23 protein-coding genes are annotated in these 24,461 nt (G+C 63.3%); 11 read left to right on the top strand and 12 right to left on the bottom strand.

All coding sequences use genetic code 11. The features are described 5' to 3' along the window. Positions 1 to 51 precede the first annotated feature (51 nt). Genes VFF99_RS17050 through VFF99_RS17040 form a run of 3 tightly spaced genes read left to right on the top strand, consistent with a single transcriptional unit; the run spans position 52 to position 2,723 of the window. Positions 52 to 1,095, top strand: coding sequence for a type IV pilus twitching motility protein PilT (locus VFF99_RS17050; RefSeq protein WP_325019997.1), 1,044 nt, complete (start codon positions 52 to 54; stop codon positions 1,093 to 1,095). Positions 1,096 to 1,104: 9 nt separating this feature from the next. Beyond that, on the top strand, positions 1,105 to 2,241 hold the full coding sequence (locus tag VFF99_RS17045; RefSeq protein WP_325019995.1) for a PilT/PilU family type 4a pilus ATPase: 1,137 nt from the start codon (positions 1,105 to 1,107) through the stop codon (positions 2,239 to 2,241). After that, entirely contained in the window at positions 2,238 to 2,723 is a 486-nt protein-coding gene (locus VFF99_RS17040) for a glutathione peroxidase (protein WP_325019993.1), read from the top strand. The genes VFF99_RS17045 and VFF99_RS17040 overlap by 4 nt, the downstream gene beginning before the upstream one ends. A 27-nt stretch (positions 2,724 to 2,750) precedes the next feature. Here the strand turns inward: VFF99_RS17040 and VFF99_RS17035 are convergent, their stop codons facing one another. From VFF99_RS17035 to VFF99_RS17010, 6 genes are all read right to left on the bottom strand, one after another. Next, the gene (locus VFF99_RS17035) at positions 2,751 to 2,873 is read right to left on the bottom strand and encodes a hypothetical protein (protein WP_325019991.1); all 123 of its coding nucleotides are present in this window, start codon (positions 2,871 to 2,873) and stop codon (positions 2,751 to 2,753) included. Positions 2,874 to 2,989: 116 nt separating this feature from the next. After that, complete coding sequence (gene glcF, locus VFF99_RS17030) at positions 2,990 to 4,222, bottom strand: glycolate oxidase subunit GlcF (RefSeq protein WP_325019989.1); 1,233 nt, start codon at positions 4,220 to 4,222, stop codon at positions 2,990 to 2,992. Between the two features lie 2 nt (positions 4,223 to 4,224). Beyond that, positions 4,225 to 5,292, bottom strand: coding sequence for a glycolate oxidase subunit GlcE (gene glcE, locus VFF99_RS17025; protein WP_325019987.1), 1,068 nt, complete (start codon positions 5,290 to 5,292; stop codon positions 4,225 to 4,227). A 9-nt stretch (positions 5,293 to 5,301) separates the two neighbouring features. Beyond that, complete coding sequence (locus VFF99_RS17020) at positions 5,302 to 6,789, bottom strand: FAD-linked oxidase C-terminal domain-containing protein (protein ID WP_325019985.1); 1,488 nt, start codon at positions 6,787 to 6,789, stop codon at positions 5,302 to 5,304. 136 nt (positions 6,790 to 6,925) lie between these two features. Then, a complete protein-coding gene (locus tag VFF99_RS17015) occupies positions 6,926 to 7,816 on the bottom strand; it encodes a LysR substrate-binding domain-containing protein (protein ID WP_325019983.1) in 891 nt (296 codons plus the stop codon). A 58-nt stretch (positions 7,817 to 7,874) separates the two neighbouring features. Continuing rightward, positions 7,875 to 9,284 carry an FAD-binding oxidoreductase gene (locus tag VFF99_RS17010; protein ID WP_325019981.1) on the bottom strand — a complete coding sequence of 470 codons (1,410 nt, stop codon included), beginning with the start codon at positions 9,282 to 9,284 and terminating at the stop codon, positions 7,875 to 7,877. 104 nt (positions 9,285 to 9,388) lie between these two features. On the opposite strand from VFF99_RS17010, the gene VFF99_RS17005 reads away from it, so the two are divergent. Then, the gene (locus VFF99_RS17005) at positions 9,389 to 9,949 is read left to right on the top strand and encodes a cob(I)yrinic acid a,c-diamide adenosyltransferase (protein ID WP_325019979.1); all 561 of its coding nucleotides are present in this window, start codon (positions 9,389 to 9,391) and stop codon (positions 9,947 to 9,949) included. A gap of 131 nt (positions 9,950 to 10,080) precedes the next feature. Here VFF99_RS17005 and dxs read toward each other — a convergent pair whose 3' ends face one another. The 3 genes from dxs to VFF99_RS16990 are packed head-to-tail and all read right to left on the bottom strand — an operon-like array spanning position 10,081 to position 13,101. Continuing rightward, positions 10,081 to 11,949, bottom strand: a complete 1,869-nt coding sequence (gene dxs, locus VFF99_RS17000) for a 1-deoxy-D-xylulose-5-phosphate synthase (RefSeq protein WP_325019977.1) — start codon at positions 11,947 to 11,949, stop codon at positions 10,081 to 10,083. A 1-nt stretch (position 11,950) separates the two neighbouring features. After that, positions 11,951 to 12,847, bottom strand: coding sequence for a farnesyl diphosphate synthase (locus VFF99_RS16995; protein ID WP_325019975.1), 897 nt, complete (start codon positions 12,845 to 12,847; stop codon positions 11,951 to 11,953). Beyond that, positions 12,844 to 13,101, bottom strand: a complete 258-nt coding sequence (locus tag VFF99_RS16990; protein WP_325019973.1) for an exodeoxyribonuclease VII small subunit — start codon at positions 13,099 to 13,101, stop codon at positions 12,844 to 12,846. Before VFF99_RS16990 ends, VFF99_RS16995 begins: the two co-directional genes overlap by 4 nt. 391 nt (positions 13,102 to 13,492) lie before the next feature. Between VFF99_RS16990 and VFF99_RS16985 the strand changes: the two genes are divergently transcribed. The 3 genes from VFF99_RS16985 to VFF99_RS16975 all read left to right on the top strand — a co-directional run bounded on the left by VFF99_RS16985 (position 13,493) and on the right by VFF99_RS16975 (position 16,520). Then, complete coding sequence (locus tag VFF99_RS16985) at positions 13,493 to 14,593, top strand: aromatic ring-hydroxylating dioxygenase subunit alpha (protein ID WP_325019971.1); 1,101 nt, start codon at positions 13,493 to 13,495, stop codon at positions 14,591 to 14,593. 119 nt (positions 14,594 to 14,712) lie between these two features. Continuing rightward, on the top strand, positions 14,713 to 15,654 hold the full coding sequence (locus tag VFF99_RS16980) for a DMT family transporter (protein ID WP_325019969.1): 942 nt from the start codon (positions 14,713 to 14,715) through the stop codon (positions 15,652 to 15,654). A gap of 11 nt (positions 15,655 to 15,665) precedes the next feature. Beyond that, positions 15,666 to 16,520 carry a sulfurtransferase gene (locus VFF99_RS16975; protein ID WP_325019967.1) on the top strand — a complete coding sequence of 285 codons (855 nt, stop codon included), beginning with the start codon at positions 15,666 to 15,668 and terminating at the stop codon, positions 16,518 to 16,520. Positions 16,521 to 16,524: 4 nt separating this feature from the next. On the opposite strand, the gene VFF99_RS16970 is transcribed toward VFF99_RS16975, so the two are convergent. The 3 genes from VFF99_RS16970 to polA all read right to left on the bottom strand — a co-directional run bounded on the left by VFF99_RS16970 (position 16,525) and on the right by polA (position 21,389). After that, positions 16,525 to 17,283 carry a ZIP family metal transporter gene (locus VFF99_RS16970; protein ID WP_325020071.1) on the bottom strand — a complete coding sequence of 253 codons (759 nt, stop codon included), beginning with the start codon at positions 17,281 to 17,283 and terminating at the stop codon, positions 16,525 to 16,527. Between the two features lie 443 nt (positions 17,284 to 17,726). Next, a complete protein-coding gene (locus VFF99_RS16965; RefSeq protein ID WP_414691553.1) occupies positions 17,727 to 18,605 on the bottom strand; it encodes a dienelactone hydrolase family protein in 879 nt (292 codons plus the stop codon). Between the two features lie 39 nt (positions 18,606 to 18,644). Continuing rightward, positions 18,645 to 21,389: a DNA polymerase I gene (polA, locus tag VFF99_RS16960; protein ID WP_325019964.1), complete on the bottom strand. Its 2,745-nt coding sequence runs from the start codon at positions 21,387 to 21,389 to the stop codon at positions 18,645 to 18,647. Here polA and VFF99_RS16955 point away from each other — a divergent pair, their 5' ends adjacent. From VFF99_RS16955 to VFF99_RS16940, 4 genes are all read left to right on the top strand, one after another. Next, positions 21,390 to 22,127, top strand: coding sequence for a TIGR00730 family Rossman fold protein (locus VFF99_RS16955; RefSeq protein WP_325019962.1), 738 nt, complete (start codon positions 21,390 to 21,392; stop codon positions 22,125 to 22,127). It begins immediately after the preceding gene. A gap of 86 nt (positions 22,128 to 22,213) precedes the next feature. After that, entirely contained in the window at positions 22,214 to 22,618 is a 405-nt protein-coding gene (locus VFF99_RS16950) for a DUF2782 domain-containing protein (protein WP_325019960.1), read from the top strand. Positions 22,619 to 22,675: 57 nt separating this feature from the next. Continuing rightward, complete coding sequence (locus tag VFF99_RS16945) at positions 22,676 to 23,632, top strand: homoserine kinase (RefSeq protein WP_325019958.1); 957 nt, start codon at positions 22,676 to 22,678, stop codon at positions 23,630 to 23,632. A gap of 2 nt (positions 23,633 to 23,634) precedes the next feature. After that, positions 23,635 to 24,420: a BPSS1780 family membrane protein gene (locus tag VFF99_RS16940; protein ID WP_325019956.1), complete on the top strand. Its 786-nt coding sequence runs from the start codon at positions 23,635 to 23,637 to the stop codon at positions 24,418 to 24,420. Positions 24,421 to 24,461: the final 41 nt, after the last annotated feature.

The following is a 24,461-nucleotide window of genomic DNA, read 5'->3' as shown; positions in this document are numbered from 1 at the left end:
AATGGTATTGCTCATTTACTCACGGCATCCTCGCCGGCCCAGGGATTATAAATGGACATTTCCGAACTCCTCGCCTTCGCAGTCAAGAATAACGCGTCCGACTTGCACCTCTCCGCCGGCCTGCCGCCGATGATCCGCGTGCACGGCGACGTGCGCCGCATCAACCTGCCGCCGCTGGAGCATCGCGATGTGCACGGTATGATCTATGACATCATGAACGACGGCCAGCGCAAGGCGTATGAGGAAGTGCTGGAGTGCGACTTCTCGTTCGCGATCCCCGGCCTGGCGCGTTTCCGCGTCAACGCCTACAACCAGGACCGTGGCGCCGCCGCCGTGCTGCGCACGATTCCGTCCAAGGTCCTGACGCTGGAACAGCTCAATGCACCGAAGATCTTCGCCGAGCTCGCGCTGAAGCCGCGCGGCCTCGTGCTGGTGACCGGCCCGACCGGCTCGGGCAAGTCGACCACGCTGGCGGCGATGATCAACCACCTGAACGAAACCGAATACGGCCATATCCTGACCGTGGAAGATCCGATCGAGTTCGTGCATGAATCCAAGAAGTGCCTGATCAACCAGCGCGAAGTCGGCCCGCACACCATGTCTTTCCAGAACGCGCTGCGCTCGGCGCTGCGCGAAGATCCGGACGCCATCCTGGTCGGCGAATTGCGCGACCTCGAAACCATCCGCCTGGCGCTGACCGCCGCCGAAACCGGCCACCTCGTGTTCGGCACGCTGCACACCTCATCCGCGGCCAAGACCATCGACCGTATCGTCGACGTGTTCCCGGCGGAAGAAAAGGAAATGGTGCGTGCGATGTTGTCCGAATCGCTGCAGGCGGTGATTTCGCAGACGCTGCTCAAGACCAAGGACGGCAGCGGCCGCGTCGCCGCACATGAAATCATGCTCGGCACGCCGGCCATCCGCAACCTGATCCGCGAAGCGAAGGTGGCGCAGATGTACTCCGCGATCCAGACCGGCAGCAGCATCGGCATGCAGACGCTGGACCAGAACCTCACCGACCTCGTGCGCCGCAACGTCATTTCCTCGGCCGCCGCACGCGCCGCCGCCAAGACGCCGGAAAACTTCCCGGGATAAGGAGACATCATGGAACGCGACCAGGCCACGAAATTCATGCACGACCTGCTGCGGCTGATGCTCAGCAAGAACGGCTCCGACCTTTTCATCACCGCCGACTTCCCGCCGGCATTCAAGATCGACGGCAAGATGACGCCGGTATCCAACCAGCCGCTCACACCGACGCATACCGTCGAACTGGCGCGCGCGATCATGAACGATAAGCAGGCGGCGGAATTCGAAGCCACCAAGGAATGCAACTTCGCCATCAGCCCGGGCGGGCTCGGCCGTTTCCGCGTGTCGGCCTTCGTGCAGCAGGGCCGGGTCGGCATGGTGCTGCGTACCATCACGACCACCATCCCGAAGCTGGAAGACCTGGGCGTGCCGGAAGTACTGAAGGACGTGGCCATGACCAAGCGCGGCCTCGTCATCATGGTGGGCGCGACCGGCTCGGGTAAATCGACCACCCTCGCCGGCATGATCGGCTACCGCAACGAAAACAGCTACGGCCACATCATCACCATCGAAGACCCGGTGGAATACGTGCATCCGCACAAGAACTGCATCATCACCCAGCGCGAGGTGGGCGTGGACACGGCGGACTGGTTCGCCGCGCTGAAGAACACCTTGCGCCAGGCGCCGGACGTGATCCTGATCGGCGAGATCCGCGACCGCGAGACGATGGACTACGCGGTCGCCTTCGCCGAAACCGGCCACCTCTGCCTTGCCACCATGCACGCCAACAGTGCCAACCAGGCGCTGGACCGCATCATCAACTTCTTCCCGGAAGAGCGCCGCCAGCAGCTCCTGATGGACTTGTCGCTCAACCTGAAGGCCATGGTGTCGCAACGCCTGATTCCGCTCAAGGACACGAAAGGCCGTTGTGCTGCAGTAGAGGTGATGCTGAACTCGCCACTGATTTCCGACCTGATCTTCAAGGGCGAAGTGCATGAGATCAAGGAGATCATGAAGAAGTCGCGCGAGCTGGGCATGCAGACCTTCGACCAGGCGCTGTTCGACCTGTACGAGGCCGGCAAGATTTCCTACGAGGATGCGCTGCGCAACGCCGATTCGGTCAACGACCTGCGCCTGTCGATCAAGCTCAACAGCAAGGAAGCGCAAGGCCGCGACCTGAGCAAGGGCACTGAACACCTGGGGATTGTGTGACAACTGTTTACGACTTCAAGGCAAAGAGCCTCGACGGCAAGGACATCGACCTGAAACAGTTTCAGGGCAAGGTGCTGCTGATCGTCAACACCGCGAGCGAATGCGGCTTCACGCCTCAGTACAAGGGTCTGGAAGCCGTCTACGAACAGTTCAGGGACAAGGGAGTGGAAGTGCTCGGCTTCCCCTGCAACCAGTTCGGGTCACAGGAGCCGGGCAGCAACGAAGAGATCGGCGCCTTTTGCGAACGCAACTACGGCGTCACCTTTCCTCTCTTCGACAAGATCGATGTGAACGGCGATGCGGCGCATCCGCTGTTCAAACACCTCAAGAGCGCGGCGCCCGGACTGATGGGCACCGAAGCGATCAAATGGAATTTCACCAAGTTCCTGGTCCGCAAGGACGGGCGCGTGTACAAGCGTTACGCGCCGCAGACCGAGCCGAAGGAATTGATGAAGGATATCGAGAAGCTGCTGGCGGAGTGATCCGCACAGCAGGTTCGCTTACTCCGCTTACTCGGGTTGCGCGCGGCGTGCACCGCGGCTGTGGTCGTCCTTGATGACGAGATAGGCAACTACTTCCAGGACGGCGGCTGCGGCAAGCGCGAACACGATAAGAGTGGATGCGGTAGTCATGATGCTTTTCCTTTCAGTGGCTCAATGTTTCTTGAAGCCAGTATAGGAACGCACCAGATATATATCCACTTTCGATTCCCGATATGACCTATTCACACCGGGAATACCGCTTAAGCTCAAGCCGCCTGCGATAGCGCCCTGTCAACCAACTCGATCCAGTGCGTCACCGGCGTATCCGTGCCCGACTGCAGATGCGTCTGGCAACCGATGTTGGCCGATACGATGACGTCCGGTTTGGTGGCTTGCAGGTTTGCCAGCTTGTTATCGCGCAGCTGGTAAGACAGCTCTGGCTGCAGCACCGAGTAGGTGCCTGCCGAGCCGCAGCACAGATGGCTGTCGGCGCACAGTTGCACATCCACGCCGGCCGCGCGGAGCACGCCTTCCACCTTGCCGCGGATCTGCTGTCCGTGCTGCAGCGTGCAGGGCGGATGGTAGGCCACGCGCTCCTTGATCCTGCCCTCTAGCTTCTGCGCGAGTTCGACCTCGAAGGCCGGCAGGATTTCGCTCACGTCCTTGGTCAGCTCGGAGATGCGGCGCGCCTTCTCCGCATACTTCGCGTCGTGCGCGAGCAGGTGGCCGTATTCCTTGACGGTGACGCCGCAACCGGAAGCATTCATCACGATCGCTTCCACCCCCGACTCCACATACGGCCACCAGGCGTCGATGTTGTTGCGCATATCGTCGAGGCCGCCGTCCTGGTCGTTCATGTGATAGCGGATCGCGCCGCAGCAGCCGGCCTTCGGCGCCGTGACGAGCTGCACGCCGAGGGCGTCCAGCACGCGCGCGGTGGCGAAATTGATATTGGGCGACATCGCAGGCTGCACGCAGCCTTCCAGCAGCAGCATCTTGCGCGCGTGCGCCGTCGACGGCCACGCGCCGGCATCCTGCTTCGCCGGTACCTTGTTCTTCAGCACCTGCGGCAGCAGCGGGCGCACCGCCTGGCCGGCCTTCATTGCCGGATTGAACAGCCATTTGCGCGGCAGCGTCTCTTTCAGGAGTGTGCGCGCGAAGCGCTGCGACAGCGGGCGCTGCACTTGTTCCTCGACGATCTTGCGGCCGATGTCGACCAGCCGGCCGTACTGCACGCCGGACGGACAGGTCGATTCGCAATTGCGGCAGGTCAGGCAGCGGTCCAGATGGGTCATGGTCTTGAAGGTCGCCTTCTTGCCTTCAAGCACCTGCTTCATCAGGTAGATGCGGCCGCGCGGGCCGTCCAGCTCGTCGCCGAGCAACTGGTAGGTCGGGCAGGTCGCGGTGCAGAAGCCGCAGTGCACGCACTTGCGCAGGATGGCATCGGCCTCGTCGCCTTCCGGCGTGTTCTTGATGAAATCAGCGAGATTGGTTTGCATGCTTAGAAATCGTTGTACATCCGGCCACGGTTGAAAATGCCGGACGGATCGAATGTGCTCTTGAGATTGCGGTGGATGGCGGCAATGGCCGGCGCGAGCGGATGGAATACGCCTACGCTCTTATCGCCGCCGCGGAACAGCGTGGCGTGGCCGCCGGCCTTTTCCGTGACCGCGCGGATCGTGGCCGCATCGGCGCCGGAACGCAGCCAGCGCTGCGCCCCACCCCATTCGACCAGCTGCTCGCCTTCCAGGTCGAGCGGCGGCGTCACCGAAGGCACCGACAGGCGCCACAGCGACGTAGGACCGGATGTCGCGGCAAAAAATTCATTGCTGTGATTGCGCAGCCCTTCCCAGAACACGCCGGCCTGGGTTTCTTCCTCGCCGCCCATCTTCTGCACCGCCGCCTTGACCGCGGCTTCGGCGCCGGAAAGGCGCACGATCAGCACGCCGCCATGCCACGCGCTGGCCGACAGCGGCAGCGGCTGCCCGCCCCAGGTATTGAGGCGCTCGATGGCTTCCTTCTGGCTGAGCTCGAAGCGCAGCGTGGTTTCGTAGAACGGTTTCGGCAACACTTTCAGCGACACGTCGACCATCAGGCCGAGCACGCCGAGCGAGCCCGCGAGCAGGCGCGAGACGTCGTAACCGGCAACGTTCTTCATCACCTGTCCGCCGAATCTCAGCACGTCGCCCTTGCCGTCCATCAAGGTCACGCCGAGCACGAAATCGCGCACCGCGCCCACTGCCTGCCGGCGCGGGCCGGAGAGGCCGGCGGCGACCACGCCGCCGATGGTGGACTGCGGGCCGAAATGCGGCGGCTCGAAGGCCAGCATCTGGTTGCGCGCATCGAGTGCGGCTTCGATCTCAGCCAGCGGCGTGCCGCTGCGGGCGACGATGACCAGCTCTGTCGGCTCGTAGGCAAGGATGCCGCTGTATTCGCGCGTATCGAGGATCTCACCCTGCAGCGCCTGCCCGTACCAGTCCTTGCTGCCGCCGCCGCGAATGCGCAGCGGCGTCTTGTTCATGGTGGCCGCGACGACGCGTTCGCGGAATTGTTCCAGTACCTGTTCCATTCCCATCCCTTAAAAGCGCGGCAGGTGCGCAAACTTCATCTGGCCGCCGGTCACCCGCATCTTGCCGTTCTCGGCGCAGCGGTTGAGCGTCGGGATCGCCTTGTCCGGATTGAGCAGGAAGGCCGTGTCGAAGGCGCGCTTGAGCGCGCGGAAGGCTTCCAGCTCCTGCGGCGCGAACTGTACGCACATGGAGTTGATCTTTTCGATGCCGACACCGTGTTCGCCGGTGATGGTGCCGCCGACCTCCACGCAAAGTTCGAGGATGTCGGCGCCGAAGGCTTCGGCACGCTCGAATTCGCCCGGCTGGTTGGCATCGAACAGGATCAGCGGGTGCAGGTTGCCGTCGCCCGCGTGGAACACGTTCGCGCAGCGCAAGCCGTGCTTCTTTTCCATCTCGGTGATGCTGATGAGCACATGCGCAAGCTGCTTGCGCGGGATGGTGCCATCCATGCAATAGTAGTCGGGCGAAATGCGGCCGGCTGCCGGAAACGCATTCTTGCGCCCGGACCAGAAGCGCAGGCGCTCGGCCTCGTTCTGCGATACCGCGATGGCGGTGGCGCCCGAGGCCTTCAGCACTTCGCTCATGCGGGCGATTTCTTCCTCGACTTCTTCCGGCAGGCCATCCGATTCGCACAGCAGGATCGCTTCGGCCTCGGTATCGTAGCCCGCCTTCACGAAGGGTTCGACCATGCGCGAGGATGACTTGTCCATCATCTCCAGGCCGGCGGGAATGATGCCGGCGGCGATCACTTCCGCCACCGCGTCGCCGCCCTTCACCACGTCGTCGAAGGAGGCCATGATCACGCGCGCCGACTGCGGCTTGGGCACCAGCTTGACCGTGACTTCGGTCACCACGCCAAGCATGCCTTCGGAACCGATGAACACGGCGAGCAGGTCGAGGCCGGGCGCATCCAGCGCCTCGCTACCGAGTTCGACCACGTCACCGTCGATGGTCACCATGCGCACGCGCAACACGTTGTGCACGGTGAGGCCGTACTTCAGGCAGTGCACACCGCCGGAGTTTTCCGCGACATTGCCGCCGATGGTGCAGGCAATCTGCGACGAAGGATCCGGGGCGTAGTACAGGCCGTGCTTTGCTGCCGCGTCGGAAATCGCCAGGTTGCGCACGCCGGGTTGCACGATCGCGGTCCGCGAATACGGGTCCAGCTTCACGATGCGATTGAATCGCGCTGTCGAGAGCACCACGCCATCCGCGATCGGCATGGCGCCGCCGGACAGACCGGTACCCGCGCCGCGCGGCACGATCGGCACCTTCAGGTCGCGGCAGGTCTTCAGGATGTCGACCACCTCCGCCTCGGTCTGCGGCAGCACCACGATCATCGGCAGCTGGCGGTAGGCGGCCAGGCCGTCGCATTCATACGGCCGCGTATCCTCTTCGTTAAACAATATGCAATGCTCGGGCAGCTTGCGGCGCAGCGCGGCAACGACTTCGCGCTGGCGTTCGAGGGGAATGACTTTTTCGTTGGGGGCGTTCATGGGGAATTCCTGTCGCAGGCTGCGGACATGCGAAAGTGTAGCGAAATCGCGTGGATGACGGGGACGACGGCGCTGAAAAGCTTGGCGCGGTGGCGTGAAATGTTTTCACGTCGCCGCGGCAGGCTCCCGGAACAGCTCAGACGTTGCGGTAAGTCGACAGCAGCCAGTCGAGGAAGGCATTGACCTCGGGGCGGTCGCGCACCGGTTTCTCGTACACGATGTAGTAGGCGTGCGGCGGGGATTTCAGTTGCACGTCCGGGAACAATTGCACGATCTCGCCGGTACTGATCAGGTTCTGGACGAAATGCTTGCGCGTAAGACCCACGCCGTGGCCGTGGCGCACGGCTTCCAGCAACAGGCCGAGGTCATCCAGGCGCAGGCCGGTCGAGGGCTCCGGCCAGTCGAGCCCCGCCACTTCGAACCACGGCTGCCAGGGTTCCAGCGCCGAGCGCAGCAGGGTTGCCTTCTGCAGGTCGGCGGGCGTCTTCAGTCCGCCGACTTTCTCCAGGTACCTGGGGCTGGAGACGGCAAAGGTCGGCTCTTCATACAGTTTCTCGGTCACCAGATCGGGATACTTGCCGGCGCCGAAGCGCACCTCGACATCGCTCTCGGACAGGCTCAGGTCGTACAGAGGCACCGAGAGGAACAGCTCGATCACGATGTCGGGATACTGCGCGGTGAATTCGGCCAGGCGCGGCACCAGCAGGCAGCGCGCGAAGGTCGGCGGCACGGTGATCTTGATGCGCGGCTGGGCCGGCGCGGTGCGGTGCGGCAGCGGGAAATCGGTCAGTGTGCGCAAGGCCGCCTTCACCACATCGAGGTAACGCCGGCCGAACTCCGACAGCGTCACGGTACGGCCGTCGCGCAGGAACAGGCGCTCCCCGACAAAATCCTCCAGCAGGCGGATCCGGTGCGACAGCGCCGACGGCGTGATGCAGAGCTCATCGGCGGCAACGGCAAAGGAACCGTGACGGGCGGCCGCCTCGAATGCGGACAATGCGTGAACCGGCGGAAGGCGGGTGGCCATATGAATCGATCCTATTTCGGAGAGAGCATGATTCTGCCCATAAACGAGGGCTGGATCATCACCATTGAATGATTTTACCGGGGTTCAATATGTTTTTGGGGTCAAAAGCATGCTTGAGCACCCGCATTGTCTCGATCGCCCCTTCCCCGTGTTCCTGCACGAGGAAGTCCATCTTGTGCATTCCGACGCCATGCTCGCCGGTGCAGGTCCCGTCCATTGAGAGAGCACGCGCCACCATGCGCTGGTTGACGCCTTCCGCCTTGGCCACGTCTGCGGCGTCTTGCGGATCGACCATCATCAGCACGTGGAAATTACCGTCGCCGACGTGGCCCACGATGCCGTAGATCATGTCATTTTTTTCACAATCGGCCTGCGTATCGAGGATGCATTCGGCGAGGCGGGAGATCGGCACGCAGCAGTCGGTGGAGACCGAACGCGCGCCCGGGCGCATCTGGAGCATCGCGAAATAGGCGTTGTGGCGCGCATGCCAAAGGCGGGTCCGCTCTTCCGGCCGCGCCGCCCACTCGAAGGCGATCGCCTCGTGCTCGGCGGCGATGTCCTGCACCACTTGCGCCTGTTCCTGCACTGCGTTCTCGCTGCCATGGAATTCAAACAGCAGCAAGGGTTTCTCGGGCAGGCTCATCTTGTCGTAGGCGTTGACGGCGCGCACGCAGTTTTCATCGAGAAATTCCACGCGGGCGACCGGCACGCCCATCTGGATGGTCTGGATGACCGTGTTCACCGCCGCCGCGGCGCTCGGGAAAGAACAGACCGCGGCGGATACGGCCTCGGGTTGGGGATAGAGCCGCACCGTCACTTCGGTGACGATGCCGAGCGTGCCTTCGCTGCCGACGAAGATGCGCGTGAGGTCGTAACCGGCGGAGGACTTCCTGGCCCGCGTGCCGGTCTTGATGATGCGGCCGTCGGCGGTGACAACGGTGAGCGCGAGCACGTTCTCGCGCATGGTGCCGTAGCGCACCGCGTTCGTGCCCGATGCGCGTGTCGCCGTCATGCCCCCGAGCGATGCATCGGCACCCGGGTCGATCGGGAAGAACAGGCCGGTGTCGCGGATTTCCTGGTTGAGTTGCTTGCGGGTCACGCCGGCCTGCACGGTGGCGGTCTGGTCTTCGGCATGCACCGCGAGTACCTTGTTCATCTGCGACAGGTCGACGGTCACGCCGCCTTGCAGCGCGAGGATGTGGCCTTCGAGCGAGGTGCCGGTGCCGTAGGGAATCACCGGGATGCCGTGGGCGCTGCAGAGCTTGATCACCTCCGCCACTTCCTCGGTCGTCTGGGCGAACACGACGGCGTCGGGCGGCATGGGATCGTAGGGCGACTCGTCCCGACCGTGATGCTCGCGCATGGCCTGCGAGGTGGAAACACGGTCTTCGAAAATGGTTTCGAGGGCGGCCAGAAGTTCGACCGGCAAGGGCTTCCTGAGCCCGGCGGGCTGGACGGGGTGATTCATGTTGTCTCCGTTATTGGAAGTCTGTTCGTATTGTCCCGATTCTACTCCCACCGGAAAGCGCTGTTTTGCCGTATGCTCGCGTTTTCATCTTCGGGGGGAACAAGATGGGCAACCGACTTTCGAAAATCGCGACGCGCACCGGCGACAACGGCACGACCGGGCTGGGCGACGGCAGCCGCGTGGGCAAGGACAGCCTGCGCGTGCATGCGATGGGCGATGTGGACGAACTCAATTCCCATATCGGCCTGCTGCTCTGCGAGGACCTGCCGCCGTCCCTGCGCGAGGAACTGGGATCGATCCAGCACGACCTGTTCGACCTGGGCGGCGAGCTGTGCATCCCGGGCTACACGCTGATCACGGATGTGCATGTTGCGCGGCTCGACACACTGCTCGAAAAGTACAATGCCGACCTGCCGCCGCTGAAGGACTTCATCCTGCCGGCCGGATCGCGCGGCGCTGCGCTGGCCCATGTCTGCCGCACCATCTGCCGCAGGGCCGAGCGCGCCGTCGTCACCCTGGGCAACAGCGAGACGCTCAATGCCAATCCGCGGCAATACCTGAACCGGCTCTCCGACCTGCTGTTCGTGCTGTCGCGCGTGCTGAACCGCTTTGCCGGCGGCAGCGATGTGCTGTGGGAGAAGGATCGCAAGCGCGAAGTCGAATGACCGCGCCTTGAGAATCGATAGAGGACGGTAGGGTGGATAGAGCGCAGCGAAACCCACCGTGCGCTCGAGATGCGGCCATGGCGGGTTTCGCTCCGCTCTACCCGCCCTACGATCCCACTCTAGTGATGGGGTCAGGTATTGTTCACTACCAGCCGCGGCTCGCCGGCGTCGAAGTGCTTGCGGATCGCTGCCGCGATGCCGTTCGCATCGAGACCGACACTGGCAAGCAGTTGTCCCGCATCGCCGTGATCGATGAACCTGTCGGGCAGGCCGAGATGCAGGACAGGCTTGACGATACCCGCCGCGGCCAGCGCCTCGGATACCGCAGCGCCGGCGCCACCCATCACACAGCCCTCCTCGACCGTGACCAGCGCGTCATGGCTTTGCGCCAGCTGCTTCACCAGTTCCACGTCCAGCGGCTTGATGAAGCGCATGTTCGCCACCGTCGCATTGAGCGACTCTGCCGCACCGAGGCTGGGCGCCAGCATGGTGCCGAACGCGAGGATGGCGACATCCTTGCCTTGGCGGCGGATCTCGCCCTTGCCCAATGGGATGGTCTTCAAGTCCTTCTCGATCGCCGCGCCGATGCCCGCGCCGCGCGGATACCGCACCGCCGCCGGGCCTTTGTGCTGGTAGGCGGTCGACAGCATGTGGCGGCACTCGTTTTCGTCGGATGCGGCCATGACGACCATGTTCGGGATGCAGCGCAGGTAGGCAATGTCGTAGTTGCCCGCGTGCGTGGCGCCGTCCGCACCGACCAGGCCGGCACGGTCGAGCGCAAAGGTGACATCGAGATTCTGCAGGGCGACGTCATGGATCAGCTGGTCGTAGGCACGCTGCAGGAAGGTCGAGTAGATCGCGACGACCGGCTTCATGCCTTCGCATGCCAGGCCTGCCGCAAACGTGACCGCATGCTGCTCGGCGATGCCTACGTCATAGTAGCGTCCGGGGAAGCGCTGTTCGAACTGCACCATGCCGGAGCCTTCGCGCATGGCCGGCGTGATGCCGACCAGTTTCTGGTCCTGCGCCGCCATGTCGCACAGCCAGTCGCCGAACACCTGGGTATAGGTGACCTTGCTGGCCGCAGCCGGCTTGATGCCTTCGGCCGGGTTGAACTTGCCGGGGCCGTGGTACAGGACCGGGTCGGCTTCGGCCAGCTTGTAGCCCTGCCCCTTCCTGGTCACCACGTGCAGGAACTGCGGGCCCTTCAGGTTCTTCAGGTTCTGCAGCGTGGGGATCAGCGATTCGAGGTCGTGGCCATCAATGGGGCCGATGTAGTTGAAACCGAATTCCTCGAACATCGTCGCGGGCACCACCATGCCCTTCGCATGTTCTTCGAAGCGCTTGGCCAGCTCCAGCATCGGGCCGGGCAGGACCTGCTTGCCGACGTTCTTGGCCGCCGCATAAAACTTGCCCGACATGAGACGGGCGAGGTAGCGGTTGAGCGCACCTACCGGCGGCGAGATCGACATGTCGTTGTCGTTCAGGATCACCAGCAGGTTGATGTCGTTGTGGACGCCGGCATTGTTGAGCGCCTCGAAGGCCATGCCGGCGGTCATCGCGCCGTCGCCGATGACGGCGATCGCATGCCGGTTCTCGCCCTTGGTCCGGGCGGCCAGCGCCATGCCGAGCGCGGCGGAAATCGAGGTCGATGAATGGGCGGTGCCGAAGGTGTCGTACTTGCTCTCGTCGCGGCGCGGGAAGCCGGAGATGCCGTTCAGCTGGCGCAGCGTGTGCATCTGGTCGCGGCGCCCGGTGAGGATCTTGTGCGGATAGGTCTGGTGACCCACGTCCCACACGATGCGGTCTTCCGGCGTATTGAACACGTAATGCAACGCAATCGTCAGCTCGACCGTGCCGAGGTTAGACGACAGGTGCCCCCCTGTCTTGGACACCGAATCCAGCACGAAGGCGCGCAATTCATCCGCCAGGGGCTTGAGCTGCGTGCGCGACAACTTGCGCAGGTCTTCGGGTCCGTTGATGTTCTTCAACACATCCATACTATGCTTTCCGTTGCACGATCAGGTCCGCGATGTCGCGGAGCCGCCGTGCCTTGTCGCCAAACGGCATGAGCGCGCGGTGCGCGTCATCCCGGAGTTTGTCTGCCAGCGCCCGGGACTCTTCCAGCCCGAGGATGGATACGTAGGTCGGCTTGTTGTCCGCCGCATCCTTGCCCGCCGTCTTGCCGAGGGTGGCGGAGTCGGCGGTCGCGTCCAGCACGTCGTCGACGACCTGGAACGCCAGTCCGATCGCCGCCGAATAGGCGTCGAGCGAGGCGGTCTCTTCCGCCGACAGGCGCTTTCCCGCCAGCGCGCCCAGCAGCACCGATACGCGCAGCAGGGCGCCGGTCTTGAGCCGGTGCATGTTTTCCAGTTCGGCCAGCGACAGCGACAAGCCGACGCTGCCAAGGTCGATCGCCTGGCCGCCGCACATGCCGGCCGAGCCGGATGCATGTGCCAGCAGCCGCAGCATGTCCAGCCTGCGCGCGGGGTCGGCTGTCTCGCCTTCCGACAATACGATGAATGCCTGGGACTGCAGGGCGTCGCCGACGAGCAGCGCGGTCGCTTCGTCATACTTGACGTGCACCGTCGGCTTGCCGCGGCGCAGGGCGTCGTCATCCATGCAGGGCATGTCGTCATGCACCAGCGAGTAGGCGTGGATCATTTCCACGGCGGCGCCGGCGCGCGCCAGCGTCGCTGCATCGGCATCGAACAGCTCGCCGGCCGCGTATACCAGCAGGGGACGCACGCGCTTGCCGCCGTCGAGGGCCGCATACCGCATGGCTTCGTGCAGGCGTGCCGGAACCCGGGACGCCGGCGGCAGGAACGAGGCCAGCGCATCTTCCATCGTAGACTGGACGTCCTTCATCCAGTCCGGGAACGCTCTTGTTGCTGTCATTCTTCGTCTGCCCCGGCCGCGGTATCCGTGGTGAAGGGTTTGAGCATCTCGCCCTCGAGCACCTTCACCTGGCTGTCAACCTTGTCGAGCTGTGCCGCGCAATACCGGACCAGTTCGGAACCGCGCTTGTAGGCGGCCACCGAGGCCTCCAGCGGCAGTTCACCGGCCTCCATCCGGGCGACCAGTTGCTCCAGCTCGGCCATCGCATCCTCGAACGACGCCGGTTCGCCCTCTGGCGATGATTTCTTTGACATGATGGACAAAATTTAAGTGTAGCCCGATATTTTAGAACAAACCATCTCGCACAGTTGAGCCACAGAAACGAAGAAGGGCCCGATTGACGTGAAAATGCGCGCTTTCTGCGCAAGATCAATCCGGATGACGACAAGAACCGGGCACCCGGTCCGGGCCATGGCAAGCTAGTCCTTCAGGATCGGCAATAAGTGTATTGCAGCGATCTCAACCGATTGTCTATCCTTTCCTTCCATCTTTTTTGCCAAAAGGAACATTTGACGGCAGGGTTTTGCGGGGCCGGTGGGGTATAATTCCGGGTTCTGTCCAAAATTTCCGTTTCATCTTATTTGAATACAGGTTTTTGCGGATTCTTTCTCTCTTAGGTTGGTGCAAATTAATTTGGGGGTGGGGATGTCCGATCTGGCTACTGTCGCCAAGCTCGCGCGCTCCGACGCGCAACTTCCGGTCAACGTCTACTTCGACGACGCGCTTTTACAGCAGGAAATCAAACAATTGTTTCACCATGGCCCGCGCTACGTCGGCCATGAACTGATGGTGCCCAACGCGGGCGATTACGCCACGCTGCCGTGGGAAAACGAGGGCCGCATGCTGGTGCGCGGGCCGCAGGGCATCGAACTGCTGTCCAATGTGTGCCGCCACCGCCAGGCCAAGATGCTCGATGGCCGGGGCAATGCCCCCAATATCGTCTGTCCGCTCCACCGCTGGACCTACGACCTGAAAGGCGAGCTGATCGGGGCGCCGCATTTCGGCGAGACGCCCTGCTCGAACCTGTCGAAGACGCCGCTGCAGAACTGGAACGGTTTGCTGTTCGAACAGAACGGCGTCAACGTCCCGGCGATGATGGCCAAGCTCGGCGTGACCAAGGACCTCGACTTCAGCGGCTACATGCTGGACCACGTGGAAGTCCACGACTGCGACTACAACTGGAAGACCTTCATCGAGGTCTACCTCGAGGATTACCACGTCGAGCCCTTCCATCCGGGCCTGGGCAATTTCGTCACCTGCGACGACCTGCGCTGGGAGTTCGGCGCCAACTACAGTGTGCAGACCGTGGGCATCAACAGCGGCCTGAGCAAGTTCGGCTCGCCGAAATACCGCAAGTGGCAGGAACAGGTAATGAAGTTCCGCAACGGCGCCGTGCCGCCCTATGGCGCGATCTGGCTCACGATCTACCCGAACATCATGGTCGAGTGGTATCCGCACGTGCTGGTGGTATCGACCGTGTGGCCGAACGGCACGCAGAAGACCACCAACGTGGTGGAGTTCTACTATCCGGAAGAGATCGTGCTGTTCGAGCGCGAATTCGTCGAGGCCGAGCGCGCCGCCTACATGGAAACCTGCATCGAGGATGACGAGATCGGTGTCCGCATGGATGCCGGCCGCCGCATCCTGCTCGACCGCGGCGAGAACGAGGTCGGCCCGTACCAGTCGCCGATGGAAGACGGCATGCAGCACTTCCACGAGTGGTACCGCGCGCGCCTCTCCGTTTAACCTCCCTCAGGCTGGCGATGCAAGGCATCGCCAGCTCCCTGCCCGCTTCCCGAATTGGGCGTATCATCGGGAGCTTTCCCGCTTCCCTGTACCGCAGCCCCACCTGCCGATCCGATCCCATGCAGTCGCTCTGGATGTTGTTTGCAAGCTTTGTCTTTTCCATCATGGGTGTGTGCGTGAAGATCGCGTCGCAGACCTACTCCATCGCCGAGATCGTGATGTATCGCGGCCTCGTCGGCACGGTCTTCCTCGCCGGACTGATTGCGGTGCGCGGCGGCACCTTCCGCACTTCGCTACCCTGGCATCACGCATGGCGCGGCATCGTCGGCGTGGTCGCACTGTGGATGTGGTTTTTCGCGATCGGGGAACTGCCGATCGCGACCGGCATGACGCTCAACTACATGTCGCCGATCTGGATTGCCGCCATCCTCTTTACTGTGGGATGGTGGCGCGGTCAGAACCGTTTCGAGTGGGGGCTGGCCGCGGCGATCGCCTTCAGCTTCATCGGCGTGACGATCTTGCTGCGCCCTTCCTTCCAGGCGTCGCAGTGGTTCCCCGGCCTGGTCGGACTGGGTTCGGGCTTCCTGTCGGCGCTCGCCTACCTGCAGGTGAAGAAACTGGGCCAGATGGGCGAGCCCGAATATCGCGTGGTCTTCTACTTCTCGGTCACCGGCCTGCTGGCCGGCATTGCCGGCGCCATCTTCGGGGGACTGACGCCGGGCGGGAAGGATTTCACCTGGAGCGCGCACAGCGCGCAAGGCCTCGCGCTGCTGCTGTCGATCGGCGTCACCGCGACCGTCGCGCAGATGGCGATGACGCGCGCCTACCGGCTCGGCAAGACGCTGGTCACCGCCAACCTCCAGTACACCGGAATCGTCTTCTCGAGCATCTGGGGTATCCTGATATGGGGCGATGTATTGGACTGGATGGGCTGGATCGGCATTTCCATCATCCTCGCCAGCGGCCTGGCCGCCACCTATTACAATAGCCGCAAAGCTGCGGCGCCGTCCGCCGGCAAGTCGGTTGCGGAGGCGAACGACCCGATTGCGACCGAAGTCTAGAGGGGAGAAGCATGCCTTACACCACATTGATTTCCGCCGAAGACCTTGCGCGCCATGTCCAGGACGCCGACTGGGTGGTGCTCGATTGCCGCCACGACCTGACCGCACCCGACGCCGGGAGGATGGCCTATGAAAGCGGGCACATCCCCGGTGCACAGTTCGCCCATGTCGACCAGGACCTGTCCGACAAGAGCGCCGGCCCGAGCGGCGAATTCCGCGGCCGGCATCCGCTCCCCGAACGCAATGCCTTCGTGGAGACGCTGCGCCGCTGGGGCGTCAACCACGGCACGCAGGTGGTGGCCTACGACGCGCACGGCGGCATGTTTGCCGCGCGCCTCTGGTGGATGCTGCGCTGGGCGGGACATGAAGCCGTGGCGGTGCTGGATGGCGGCCTGCAGGCCTGGCAGGCGCTGGGCATGCCGTTGTCGGCCACGCCGGTCTCCCGGTTACGCGGCAACGCGGAGCCGCACTACCCGCTCGTTTCGATGGTCAATGTCGAAGACGTCCTGGCCAACCTCGCCAATCCGGTGAGCACCGTGGTCGATGCGCGCGCGCCCGACCGTTTCCGCGGCGAGAACGAAACGCTCGATCCGGTGGGCGGCCATATCCCGGGTGCGAAGAACCGCTTCTTCAAGGACAACCTGCAGGCAGACGGCCGCTTCAAGCCGGCCGGACAGCTGCGCGCGGAATTCGAGGCGCTGTCAGTGATGCCGGAGAAGACCATCATGCAATGCGGCTCAGGCGTCACCGCCTGCCACAACCTGCTTGCGATGGAGATCGCCGGACTGAAAGGCGCCGCGCTGTATCCCGGCTCGTGGAGCGAATGGTGCGCGGACCGCTCCCGGCCCGTCGCGACCGGGGACTGAATCCTCAATGCCCGTGCGTCTGTCCGGTCAGGAACAGGACAACGACTACGCCCACCGCGATCAGCACTACCTGGGGAATCGTCTCGCGTAAGGTGGCGCGGCGCTGCATCTGCGGCATCAGGTCGCTCACGGCGATATAGATGAAGCCCGAGGACGCAAAGACCAGCACGTAGGGAATCCACTCCGTCGCGTCATCAAGCGCGAGATAACCGACGACGCCGCCGATCACCGCCATCAGGCTGCACAGCAGGTTGTAGGCATAGGCGCGCTTGCGGCTGAATCCGGCGTTGAGCAGCACGATGAAGTCGCCGATTTCCTGCGGGATCTCGTGCGCGACGATGGCCAGCGCGGTGATCAGCCCGAGCCCAGGGTCGGCGAGGAAGGCCGCGGCAATCAGAATGCCGTCGGTGAAATTGTGCAGGCCGTCGCCGACCAGGATCATCCACCCCGCCTTGCCCGCCTCATGGGCATCATGGCCATGCTCGTGGCCGTGGCCGTCGCCTTCGTAGTGATGCGAATGGCGCAGGATGGCCGTCTTCTCCAGCAGGAAAAAGCCGAGCAGGCCGGCCAGCAGGGTCGCGAACAGCGCATGCGCGTCCGCCTCGGACTCGAAGGCTTCCGGCAGCGCGTGCAGCAGCGAAGTCGACAGCAGGATGCCGACCGACAGGCTAACCATGCGCTCGACCACCTTCGACAGCAGCGAAAAGGAAAAGGCCGCCGCCGCGGTGATACTGATGACACCGGCAAGCGTCGTGGCGAGCAGGATGGAAAACAGCGGAGTGTCGATTTCGAGCCTCGGCAATAATGCAACAAAGTTGCAAATTAAAGCACAGACTAGCTTTTTCGGCAAACGGCTGCACTGCGATTGGGCAAAGCGGGTGAAAAATCCCGGCGTTGAATGCAATACGCTCGACCGTCATTCCGACGAAAGTCGGGATCCAGCATCCTTCTTCGCGCCTTTAACGCCGCTGGATCCCGGCCTTCGCCGGGATGACGGGGTAAGAGAGGCGGGAGGTGGTGCCGTCTCTACCCGCACGCGGGCAGTCAAGGCAGTGCGGCCACATTCGAATGCGGGTGGCTGACTTCAGTCGCGCTCCCCACTCTCCCCGTCATCCCGGCGCAGGCCGGGATCCAGTGTCTTACTTCGCGCCTCAAACGCCGCTGGATTCCTGTATTTGCAGCCTCAAGTAAACGGCATTGCGCCGCTCAGGCAACCCCGTTCGCCTTGAACCACGCAAGGCAGCGCTGCCACGCATCCTTGGCGTCCGCTTCGAGGTAGCTCGGACGATAGTCGGCATGGAAGGCATGGCCGGCATTCGGATAGACGACAAACTCCGACTTGTTATTGCCATTGCCCTTCAGTTCGCCTTTCATCTTGTCGACGGTCTCCAGCGGAATGCCGGTATCCTTCCCGGCATAGAGGCCGAGCACCGGCGCATTCAGCTTCCCGGCGATGTCGACCGGATGCGCAGGAGTCAGCGCCGTCTTGTCGCCGACCAGCCGGCCATACCACGCGACGCCGGCCTTCACCCTCGGGTTATGCGCCGCATAAAGCCAGGTAATGCGGCCGCCCCAGCAAAAGCCGGTAATGCCCAGCTTGTCGACATTGCCGCCGTTGTCCCCGGCCCAGGCCACGCAGGCATCGAGGTCGGCCATGACTTGCGCATCGGGCACCTTGGCAATGATTTCCTTCTGGATCTCGGGGATCGAGGCCATCTTCGCCGGATCGCCCTGGCGGACGAACAGGTCCGGCGCGAGCGCGAGGTAACCCAGCTTGGCGAAGCGGCGGGCGACGTCGGCGATATGCTCGTGCACGCCGAAGATTTCGGAGACGACCAGCACCACCGGCAAGCCGGTCTTGCCTTCTGGCTGGGCGCGGTACACCGGCACCTTCTGGCCGTTGACGGTGATGCTCACCTCGCCCGCCTTCAAGCCGTTCGTATCGGTCTTGATCATGGTCTGCGCCGCGACCGGCAGGACGGCGGCGGCGAAACCGGTGCCGAATGCCGTCTTCAGGAATCCGCGGCGGTCCACGCCTTCGGACAGGGGGGTTTTTGCTACGAGACTGTCGAAATCTTCCTTCATGTTCTGCACGGCAATCCTCCGAGTCATGTCAACAAGTGTTCAGTGCGCCTCCTCCCAGTTCCGCCCGACGCCAACCTCGGCAATCAGCGGCACCTTGAGCTTGCCGACGCTGCTCATCAGCTCCGGAAGCTTCTGTTGAATATACGACAATTCGGCTTCGCGCACTTCGAGCACCAGTTCGTCGTGCACCTGCATGATCATCTTCGATTCCAGCCGCTCGGCTTCCAGCCAGTCCTGCACGGCGATCATCGACAGCTTGATGAGATCGGCCGCCGTTCCCTGCATCGGCGCGTTGATGGCCGCGCGCTCGGCGGCCTGGCGGCGCGGCCCGTTGGGCGAGTTGATCTCGGCCAGCCACAGCCGGCGGCCGAACACCGTCTGCACATAGCCGTGGGCCTTGGCCTGGGTGCGCGTGTCCGCCATGTACTGCGCCACCGACGGATAACGCTGGAAGTATTTGTCGATATACATCTGCGCGGCGGAGCGCTCGATGCCAAGGTTGCCCGCAAGGCCGAAGGCGCTCATGCCGTAGATCAGACCGAAGTTGATCACTTTCGCGTAGCGGCGCTGTTCGCTGCTCACCTCGCCGGGTGCAACGCCGAAGATCTCGGCGGCGGTCGCGCGGTGGATGTCCTCGCCCTCGGCGAAGGCGCGCAGCAGGTTCTCGTCGCCCGAGATGTGCGCCATGATCCGCAGCTCGATCTGCGAGTAATCGGCCGATACGATCAGGCTGCCCGGCGGCGCGATGAAGGCTTCGCGGATGCGGCGGCCCTCGGCGGTGCGCACCGGAATGTTCTGCAGGTTCGGATCGTTCGATGCCAGCCGCCCGGTGACGGCGACGGCCTGCGCATAATTGGTGTGCACGCGGCCGGTGGCGGGATTGACCATCTTCGGCAGCTTGTCGGTATAAGTGGACTTCAGTTTGGACAGGCCGCGGTAGTCAAGCAGGATCTTCGGCAGCGGGTAGTTCTCCGCCAGCTTCTGCAGCACTTCCTCGTCGGTAGACGGCGTGCCGGAAGGCGTCTTCTTCACGACGGGCAATTGCAGCTTGTCGAAGAAGATTTCGCAGATCTGCTTGGGCGAATTGAGGTTGAAGGGCTGGCCTGCCAGCTCGTAGGCCTGCTTCTCCATCTCCAGCATGCGCGTGCCCAGCTCATGCGACTGCGTGGCCAACAGCGCGGTGTCGATCAGCACGCCGTTGCGCTCGATCTTCTGCAGCACGACCGAGGTGGGAACCTCGATCTTTTCATAGACGAACTTCAAGCCTTCATCCTGGTTCACGCGCGGCCACATCGCCTGGTGCAGCTGCAGCGTGATGTCCGCATCCTCGGCCGCATAGTCGGTGGCGCGTTCGATCGGCACTTCGTCGAAGCCGATCTGCGATGCGCCCTTGCCGCACACTTCCTCGTAGGTGATCGTCTTGCGGTTCAGGTGGCGCAGCGCCATGCTGTCCATGTCATGGCTCTTGTGCGATTCGAACACGTAGGACTGCAGCAGCGTGTCGTGCTCGATGCCGCGCAGGGCGACACCATGGTTGGCGAAGACGTGGCTGTCGTACTTGAGGTTCTGGCCGACCTTGCGCTTGCCCGCATCTTCCAGCCAGGGCCGGAGCTTTTCCAGCACATAGTCGCAGGAGAGCTGCGCGGGCGCGTCCTGGTAGCGGTGGGCGACCGGGATGTAGGCGGCGATCCCGGGCGTGCAGGACAACGAGATGCCCACGAGCTGTGCGCGCATCGGATCGAGCGATGTGGTTTCGGTGTCGAGCGAGGTCAGCGCGGCGCTGTTGATGGTCTCGATCCAGCGGTCGAGCTGCGCTTCGGTCAGCACGGTCTCGTATTCCTTCGTTTCGGGCGCCGGCGGCGCTTCGAACAGGCTGCCCTGAGGCTCGCTCTGCGCGGCAGCCGGACGCGTGCCGACAGCATCGTCGCCCGCCAGTTCGCGCAGCCAAGTCTTGAAGCCGTAGCGCTTGAAGAAGTCGATCATCGCCTCCTTGTCCATCGGCCTGGCGACCAGCGATTCGGGAATCGACACCATGTGCTTGGCGAGGTCGCAATCTTCCTTGATGGTCAGCAGGGTGCGGGCCTGGGGCAGCCAGTCGAGCGCGCGGCGCAGGTTTTCGCCCACCGCGCCGCCGATGCTTGCGGCCTGCGCGACGATGTTGTCCAGCGTGCCGTACTGGGTAAGCCATTTCACTGCCGTCTTCGGACCGACCTTGTCCACGCCGGGCACGTTGTCCACGGTGTCGCCGATCAGCGTCAGGTAGTCGACGATGCGCTCGGGGGGCACGCCGAACTTGGCATTCACGCCGGCGATGTCGAGCTTTTCGTTGGTCATGGTGTTGATCAGGGTGACGTGCTCGTTCACCAGCTGCGCCATGTCCTTGTCGCCGGTCGAGATCACCGCCTCCATGCCATGCTCGACTGCCTGCTTCGCGAGCGTGCCGATCACATCGTCGGCTTCGATGCCCTCCACCATCAGGATCGGCCAGCCGAGCGCGCGCACGGCTTCGTGGATCGGTTCGATCTGCCGCGCGAGGTCTTCGGGCATCGGCGGACGGTGTGCCTTGTACTCGGGATAGAGGTCGTCGCGGAAGGTTTTTCCTTTTGCGTCGAACACGCATGCGATGTATGCTGCAGCGTAGTCGTTGCGCAGCTTGCGCAGCATGTTGATCATGCCGTAGATCGCTCCGGTGGGCGCCCCTTCCGCATTGCGCAGGTCCGGCATTGCATGAAATGCACGGTACAGATAGCTGGAGCCGTCAACTAACAACAGGGTTTTGTTCATATGGTGTCAAAGGGAAAAAACGTGCCGCGGCTGCGGCAGATCGCGGACATCAATCGCGCAACGGCGAAGAAGGCGCGCGAGTCGTGGCATATGCTCACGATTATGGCAGAGTTTATCGAGTCGACCGAACGCCTCGCCGAAGTGCGTCCGGCGGTGTCGATCTTCGGCTCCGCCCGCATCAAGCCGGACGACCCGTACTACCAGAAGACGATCGACATCGCGCGCCGGCTGTCCGATGCCGGGCTTGCCGTCATCTCGGGCGGCGGTCCCGGCATCATGGAAGCCGCGAACAAGGGTGCCTTCGAAGGCGCGTCATCCTCGGTCGGCCTGAACATCGAGCTGCCGCACGAGCAGGCCAGCAATGCCTGGCAGGACATTTCGATCAGCTTCCGCCATTTCTTCGCGCGCAAGGTGGCCTTCGTGAAGTATGCCGATGCGTATGTGGTCATGCCCGGCGGCTTCGGCACGCTGGACGAGTTCACCGAAGTGCTGACGCTGATCCAGACGGGCAAGTCGCGCCGCATCCCGGTGATCCTGGTCGGTACCACCTTCTGGCGCGGCCTGCTGGACTGGTTCAAGTCCAGCCTCGCCGGCAACGGCATGATCGCTCCGCAGGACCTCGACCTGGTCCAGCTGATCGACGAACCGGCCAATGTGGTGGACGCGATCTTCTCCTTCTACGAAGCACATCACGAACTGCTGTCCGACGACAGCAAGGAACCCGGCGCGTATCTGTGACAGGAGCCTCGGGGGTGGTTTGCTAGAATATTGCCCCAAGGCTCGATTACCCGAGCCAAGGCATTTCAACAACACCCCGATCTATCATGCGCACAACCCAGGCATGGCGTTTCGCCATTGCTACCATTGCTACCATTGCCTTCCAGGCAATCACACAGGCGGCGTCGGCCCAGCAACCTCCCCAGCTCGAAAAACTGGAAGAAGGCGAAGCACCGGCCGTCACCATCCGCAAGCCGGACCAGAAAAGCCGGATCGAGGAAAAGCGCGCCCCCGGCGGCAAGGTGACCGAGGTGAAAGTGACAAGTGGCGGCGGCACCTATGTTGTAAAACCGAACGACCAGGCCGGCAGTGCGCAGCCCGGCGACCTGCAGAGTAATACAATTCGTCCTGCGCAATGGCTGGTGAAGGAGTTCGACCTCAGCCGTCAGGAGAAGGAACAGCAAGAAGAAGCCGCGAACGTTCCGCCGCCTGCACCGCCCGCGAAGAAATAAGCCGCTGCCCACCGCATGCGATCCGATATCCGACCCCGACCTTTTCTCGATTGACTCATGGCAGTATTCACCCCGGTCAGCCTGGATGACCTCAACGAATGGCTCACGCAGTTCTCCCTCGGCAAACCGCTCGCGGTGAAGGGAATTTCGTCCGGCATCGAAAACAGCAATTTCTTCCTGACGACGGAAACGGGCGAGTATGTCCTGACGATCTTCGAGAAGCTGACGTTCGATCAACTCCCGTTCTACCTGGAGCTGATGCGCCATCTCGCCGACCGCGGCGTGCTGGTGCCGGCTCCGATCGCCAACCGCCGCGGCGACATCCTGCACGCGCTGCACGGCAAGCCCGCGGCCATCGTGACCAAGCTGGAAGGCAGCTCGCAGCTCGACCCGCAGCCGGCGCACTGCGCCGCGGTCGGCACCATGCTCGCCAGGATGCATCTGGCCGGCCAGGACTTCCCGATGCAGCAGCCGAACCTGCGCGGGCTGGACTGGTGGCGGGAAACCACGCCGGTGGTGCTGCCCTACCTGCCGGAAGACGCGCAGCACCTGTTGCGCGCCGAAATCCACACGCAGGAAGCCTTCGCCGCCTCGGCCATCTACCATCAGTTGCCGCGCGGTCCGGTGCATGCCGACCTGTTCCGCAACAACGTCATGTTCGACGGCGAACGCCTGACCGGCTTCTTCGATTTCTACTTTGCCGGCTGCGATACATGGATCTTTGACATCGCCGTCACGGTCAACGACTGGTGCATCGACCTGCAGACAGGCGCGCTGATCGAAGCGCGCGTGCGCGCCTTGCTGGACGCCTACCACGCCGTGCGGCATTTCACGCCTGCCGAGAAAGCCGCGTGGCGCCCGATGCTGCAGGCGGGCGCGCTGCGCTTCTGGCTGTCGCGCCTGTACGACTTCTACCTGCCGCGCGAAGCGGAGATGCTGACGCCGCACGACCCGACGCATTTTGAACGGATCCTGCGCCAGCGCATCAACAGTCCGGTTCCCGAATTATTCTGACAATGGAAAAAATGCCCGCAATTGCCGGCTGGATCTGGGTCAAGGAAGGGTTCGCGCTGTTCCGCAAGCAGCCGGCCGAAATCTCCACGCTGTTCCTGGCCTACATGTTCCTGATCATGGCCATCGGCTTCCTGCCCCTGCTCGGGCAGGTACTGCCGCTGGTGCTCATTCCCGTGTTCTCGATGACCTTCATGCAGGCCTGCCTGCAGATCGAGCAAGGCAAGAAGGTGTATCCCAACCTCTTGCTGGCCGGATTCCGCTCTCCCGCATTCAAGCGGCTGCTGAAGCTGGGCGTGCTGTACCTGCTTGCCGCGGTGATCGCGGTAGCGGCCTCGGCCATCGTCGACGGCGGCGTGTTCTGGGAAATCATGTCGGGCCAGAAGCGCCTCGATACCGAGACCATCCGCGGCTCCGACCTCTCGCTGGCGATGATGGTGTCGGCGGCCGTCTACACACCGGCCCTGATGGCGTTCTGGTACGCGGCGCCCCTGATCGCCTGGCAGGACATGAGCATCGGCAAGGCAATCTTCTACAGCTTTTTCGCCGTCAAGCGCTCGGGGATGGCCTTCCTTGTCTATGGCCTTTCCTGGGTACTGATCGGCATCATCCTGCCGGCGGTCCTGAGCAGCCTGGTCGCCCTCATCGTCGGCCAGGCCTTCGCGGTGATGGTGGTGCTGCTGACGGTATCGCTGGTGCTGACCGTCGTCATGTACTGCTCGTTTTACCCCACCTATACCCACATCTTCGGGCGCCCGGAATCCCGGCCCGCCCTGTCCCTGCCACAATAAGCGTTTTTGCACGCCGGCAACAAACCTCCTATACTCTCCTG

It is taken from the genome of Noviherbaspirillum sp. (genome assembly GCF_035654295.1).
Lineage (GTDB): Bacteria > Pseudomonadota > Gammaproteobacteria > Burkholderiales > Burkholderiaceae_D > Noviherbaspirillum.
This window is presented reverse-complemented; position numbering and strand designations above follow the sequence as displayed.

Bases quoted from the DNA above. Each gene is read 5' to 3' on its own strand.
- VFF99_RS17050 (WP_325019997.1), top strand. From the start codon at position 52: ATGGACATTTCCGAACTCCTCGCCTTCGCAGTCAAGAATAACGCGTCC.
- VFF99_RS17045 (WP_325019995.1), top strand. From the start codon at position 1,105: ATGGAACGCGACCAGGCCACGAAATTCATGCACGACCTGCTGCGGCTG.
- VFF99_RS17035 (WP_325019991.1), bottom strand. From the start codon at position 2,873: ATGACTACCGCATCCACTCTTATCGTGTTCGCGCTTGCCGCAGCCGCC.
- glcF (WP_325019989.1), bottom strand. From the start codon at position 4,222: ATGCAAACCAATCTCGCTGATTTCATCAAGAACACGCCGGAAGGCGAC.
- glcE (WP_325019987.1), bottom strand. From the start codon at position 5,292: ATGGAACAGGTACTGGAACAATTCCGCGAACGCGTCGTCGCGGCCACC.
- VFF99_RS17020 (WP_325019985.1), bottom strand. From the start codon at position 6,789: ATGAACGCCCCCAACGAAAAAGTCATTCCCCTCGAACGCCAGCGCGAA.
- VFF99_RS17015 (WP_325019983.1), bottom strand. From the start codon at position 7,816: ATGGCCACCCGCCTTCCGCCGGTTCACGCATTGTCCGCATTCGAGGCG.
- VFF99_RS17010 (WP_325019981.1), bottom strand. From the start codon at position 9,284: ATGAATCACCCCGTCCAGCCCGCCGGGCTCAGGAAGCCCTTGCCGGTC.
- VFF99_RS17005 (WP_325019979.1), top strand. From the start codon at position 9,389: ATGGGCAACCGACTTTCGAAAATCGCGACGCGCACCGGCGACAACGGC.
- dxs (WP_325019977.1), bottom strand. From the start codon at position 11,949: ATGGATGTGTTGAAGAACATCAACGGACCCGAAGACCTGCGCAAGTTG.
- VFF99_RS16995 (WP_325019975.1), bottom strand. From the start codon at position 12,847: ATGACAGCAACAAGAGCGTTCCCGGACTGGATGAAGGACGTCCAGTCT.
- VFF99_RS16990 (WP_325019973.1), bottom strand. From the start codon at position 13,101: ATGTCAAAGAAATCATCGCCAGAGGGCGAACCGGCGTCGTTCGAGGAT.
- VFF99_RS16985 (WP_325019971.1), top strand. From the start codon at position 13,493: ATGTCCGATCTGGCTACTGTCGCCAAGCTCGCGCGCTCCGACGCGCAA.
- VFF99_RS16980 (WP_325019969.1), top strand. From the start codon at position 14,713: ATGCAGTCGCTCTGGATGTTGTTTGCAAGCTTTGTCTTTTCCATCATG.
- VFF99_RS16975 (WP_325019967.1), top strand. From the start codon at position 15,666: ATGCCTTACACCACATTGATTTCCGCCGAAGACCTTGCGCGCCATGTC.
- VFF99_RS16965 (WP_414691553.1), bottom strand. From the start codon at position 18,605: ATGAAGGAAGATTTCGACAGTCTCGTAGCAAAAACCCCCCTGTCCGAA.
- polA (WP_325019964.1), bottom strand. From the start codon at position 21,389: ATGAACAAAACCCTGTTGTTAGTTGACGGCTCCAGCTATCTGTACCGT.
- VFF99_RS16955 (WP_325019962.1), top strand. From the start codon at position 21,390: ATGGTGTCAAAGGGAAAAAACGTGCCGCGGCTGCGGCAGATCGCGGAC.
- VFF99_RS16950 (WP_325019960.1), top strand. From the start codon at position 22,214: ATGCGCACAACCCAGGCATGGCGTTTCGCCATTGCTACCATTGCTACC.
- VFF99_RS16945 (WP_325019958.1), top strand. From the start codon at position 22,676: ATGGCAGTATTCACCCCGGTCAGCCTGGATGACCTCAACGAATGGCTC.
- VFF99_RS16940 (WP_325019956.1), top strand. From the start codon at position 23,635: ATGGAAAAAATGCCCGCAATTGCCGGCTGGATCTGGGTCAAGGAAGGG.